This window comes from Deltaproteobacteria bacterium CG11_big_fil_rev_8_21_14_0_20_49_13, from assembly GCA_002796305.1.
Lineage (GTDB): Bacteria > UBA10199 > UBA10199.
On record PCWZ01000062.1, the window covers coordinates 1 to 4,560 of the forward strand.

The 4,560-nt window shown below is 51.4% G+C and carries 2 protein-coding genes; both read left to right on the forward strand.

Annotated elements, in window-relative coordinates:
- The first annotated feature begins 306 nt into the window (after positions 1-306).
- Complete coding sequence (locus COV46_05960) at positions 307-2,847, forward strand: hypothetical protein (GenBank protein ID PIR17024.1); 2,541 nt, start codon at positions 307-309, stop codon at positions 2,845-2,847.
- 19 nt (positions 2,848-2,866) lie between these two features.
- Entirely contained in the window at positions 2,867-4,369 is a 1,503-nt protein-coding gene (locus COV46_05965) for a hypothetical protein (GenBank protein PIR17025.1), read from the forward strand.
- Positions 4,370-4,560: the final 191 nt, after the last annotated feature.

Here is a 4,560-nt window from a genome sequence, read left to right on the forward strand (position 1 = left end):
GTCTTGTAGTTATTTCCGTCACTTCTGTAACTCTTGACTCCGTCTTGTGGTTATTTCCGTCACTTCTGTAACTCTTGACTCCGTCTTGTGGTTATACGTCTTGTGGTTATGTGACCGGCCGGTAACAACTTTTGACTCCGTCTTTTATTGACACATGCATTCAGCCGCGCCTGAGGAACCATCGGTCACACGCGTTTTTCTTCGTCGGCAATGCCTCCTCGCAATGACCTTTTTTCATATCTCTAAATTTAGATTGTAAAATTTCGCATCAACCTGTATATTAAACTCACGCGGTTAGGGTCAGTCATGGTTAACAATGAATGTCAAAAAAAAGTGGGGGGGATATCTATGAAAAGGTCAATGTTTGCGGTGCTTTTGGCGTTTACAGTTGTTTTGGGATGTAGCGGTGGTAGTGGAAATAGCGGAACGGCGGCCCTGGATGTGACGAGCATAGAGGGGTCAACGGACGTTCCTATTGACAGCTCTTTCACATACATTTTTTCAAAGAGCATTGTCGCATCTACCGTAAATTCCTCTACGTTCTTTATCGTTCCAACCGTTCTTGCGGATGTTTCGGCCCTGCCAAAGTCGTCCGTGTCTAAGGAGGTGTATGATGAAACGGTCTGCGATCCGGCGAACGCTTTGGCCGCGTCTATCAGATTCGAGTTGCCATACTATACAACCGGGCCCATCCTTACGCCATCCAGCGCATTGACAGCCGGAACCAACTACACTATCTGCTTGAGCCCAGCCATTGAATATGGGGACAAAACTTTTTTTGATGGCGCAAGCTTTCAGTTCACGGCCGCCGCTGTCCCTGTCACAGTGACCTTTTCGCCTGCGGATGCCGCAACAAGTGTGGCGTTGGATGCGTCTGTTACGGCCACATTCAGCGCGGCTATTACAGCGCCTTCGGATTGGACCAGCGCAATGACCTTAAAAGCCGCCGGTAGCGATACGAACCTTTGCACAACGACGTATGACAGTAGCACGCTTGTCGCCACCTGCGCGCATGATTCCTTTGACGCGGATACGAGTTATACCGTGACGGTATCCGGCCTGACTGACGCGGCTGGCGCGTCAATAGACGCTGCAACCGCCTCATTTACCACCGCCGCCGCCGCGGCCACTGTTTCAAGCATCAAGCTTGTCCGCCTTGATGCCACGGAGCTGGAACTGACCGCCAGCCCCATTCCGCTCCGTTCCAACGTCAAGTTCACCTTTTCGGGAGCCGTCTCTGCAGAGGCCGACCGTACGGCATTTGAAAGCGGGACGAGCCTTAAAGATCCGGCCGACACCTCGGTAGCCGGAACGTTTGGATGGGCGGCAGATTTCACCTCGGTCACTTACACAATAAGCTACAACCTGAAATATGGCACGGTGTATACCGTCACGATACCCGCGGCGTTCGTGCCAAGCGCCGGTCTGTCGGCCAAGGCGGTTGCCGCGACCAACACGTTTACCTCTGCCGTCAAGAACGATATCAATGGGGACGGTTACGCCGACCTGCTGGTAAACGCCGCAAACTATCTTGGCAGTTTGAAGAAGGGCCGTGCCTACGTCTTTCTGGGTAGCGCTTCACCTGCAGCGTCAAAACTGGCCGCAGACGCCGATACTATTATTACCGGCGCCCAGGATGACGATGGAACTGAAGGAAAAGTATCCGTCTTGGGAGATGTTAACGGCGACGGATATGCCGATATAGCCGTGGGCATGCCTAACTTTTCTGCAGGCCCTGGCTACATTAATATTTTCTACGGTTCTGCAACCGGCATTGCTACCTGCGATCTTTCAACCTGCACGCCGGACGCTACTATAAACAGCACTGGAACAGATGCTCTTGGATATTCAATGTCCGGTATGGGCGACATTAACGGCGACGGTTATTTCGATTTTATGTTTATTCATTGGGGGCTTAATGAAGAAATTGTCCTGGTTTTTTTAGGGGGGGCATCGTTCACGGGCGCCCTGACCACAGGTGACGCCGATCTTTCGATCACAGACTCGGGCACTATAACACAGCGCGCTTTCGGAATGAACGGGTTGGCTGGTGTCGGGGACGTTGACGGAGATCACAAAGATGACGTGGTCATCGGTTTTGCGGATTACAATACCAACCAAGGCAGGTCATATCTATTCTACGGATCAACACTCACCGGCAATCTTACATCCGCCGACGCCGATGCGACCTTTACCGGTGAAAATGCCACCGATTACTTTTCTATCGATGCATCAGGCGGCGACATAAACGGTGACGGTTATTCGGACATAATTGTGGGAGCTTACGAATATCCCTCGGGCACGAAAAACGGCCGCGTCTATGTCTTCTTGGGCGGGAGCGCCCTTTTCAGCGGTGATATTGCCGCAAGCGCGGCCGATACCATCATCACCGGTCCGTCCGCAGACAGTTATGTGGGCCTGCAAGTTTCCGGCGGTCAGGATGTTAACAATGACGGATTTGATGACCTAGTGGTTTCCGGTATTAACGATCCTTCTACTCCCGTTGCAGCAAGCGGAACGATGTATCTGTTCTCCGGGTCGGCAAGCGGCATTTCTACCTGCGATCTTTCCGCATCATGCACGGACGCCTCGATCACAGATACGATATCAGACTATTCGTCGGCGTTTGGTCTTGGACTCTACGGCGCCGGTGATATCGACGGAGATGGAAATGACGATATAATAATAGGGTCTTACGGTTATAAGCCGGATGGAATCTTCGCTTCGGGGGCGGCGGCCATCTTCTACGGTCCGAGCCTTACCGGTTCCCTTAGCTTTCCGGGCAATGTTGACGTCCTTATTACAGGCGAAAATGATGCAGATAAATTTGGCAATCCCGTTCGTTAGCGGGTGATGGGAGAACATAATGGCCAGAAATAATTTTCTGATGTTCGTGGCGGTGTTGGCGGCCTGTGCCGTCTCGGCAACTGTTGATGCGAAAACGTTCTATCCGCATACTGCAGGGGAACTCATTCAAGCGGTCGCCACCGCCAATTCAACACCTGCGCTTGACACGATAGAGCTGGACGCAGATAAAACGTACACGCTTAGCCCAACCCTAGTGATTAAGCATAGTCTCACCATCAAAGGAAACGGAGCCACGCTTACACAGATCGAAAAGGGCGCGAATCGGTTGATTAATAACAGCCAAGCCGGTATTCTAACTATCCATAATCTTATTCTCAAAGGCGCCGAGACGAAAATCAATGGCGCCGCTCTCTATACAAGCGGCGGATACCTATTTCTTGTAGATTGTCTTGTCACCGAAAACAGTTCTAAACTTTCAGGAGGGGCTATTTTCGTCAACGATGGTTCCACCTTCCAAATTGTGCGATCCACATTTTTGGCAAATAGTGCGCGAGGCTCGGGCGGAGCCATTTTTTTAGGATTTAACACGAATGGCGACATTATAGATAGCGCCTTTATCAGCAATACCGTTAAGCAGAGCGGTGCAGAATATGGCGGTGGCGCTATCTATGCCATGCTAGGCAAGACTGCTATCGTGAACACCACATTTGCCAATAATACTGCCCTCAATTCTAATGGTGGCGCGTTGATGGTGGCATCTGATGGCCCCGAATCCGGTTCTTTTTTCACACAATCCCATGTTACATTAACAAAGAATAGCGCGAAAAATGGCGGGGCAATTTTCATAAATGCATCTGTTGATCCAGTTTATATTGTAGTCAAAGATTCTCTCATCGCAGGCAATACGTCAGTTGATGGACCTAATTGCAAAAATGCTTTTTTATCATCGGGATACAATCTCATTGAAGACACCACTGGGTGTGCCGTAGATTCTTTTACCGGAGACCTTTTCGATGACGCAAGCCTACCAACAGGACTTGGAACGTTGATCTCAAGCGATGTTCCCGGAAAGAGCCATGTTCCGCTTCTGGCCTCCAGTATGGCCATTAATCACGGTTCCCCGCCAGCTGGAGGAACGTTGGATCAATTGGGTAGTCCGCGCGGGAACTCCCCGGACATTGGCGCCGTTGAGGCTATCTGCGGCGATAATATAGCGCACACGGTCCTCGGCGAGGAGTGTGACGGCACAGATTTGCCGGGAGCGTCGTGTGCTTCCAAGGGATTTGATGGCGGCGTTTTAAGCTGTGCCGCTAATTGTACTTATGTTACGACCGCTTGTACCAAGAATCCCGTTACAACCCCGACAGAAGAAAAGCCGCCGCTTCCCGACAAGCCGGCAACACCGCTAACCGAACCGCCGGCGGCACCGCCGGCAGGTGGTGAGACGGCCACCGATAACGGCACAGGGAGTGTCCCCGGGAACCCCGAAGGTGCCGCGACAACGGATGGTGACGGAGCCGCCGCAAAATCCGTCGGCGGTTGCCAGCTGATCCTTCGTTAAAAGAGCCCGGCCTCCTATTTCAAGGTCCAAATATGTTCCATGTTGAGGTTCTTCCAGTTTTGGATCGGGCATCAAACTGCAATCATGGGTCATTATGTAGCCTTTAGTGGAAAACAGTTTTTCCGTTTTCCATGCCCTGTCCATAGCGTTCATGTCGACTTTTCCACAAATCCATAGCCCATAGGGCACCT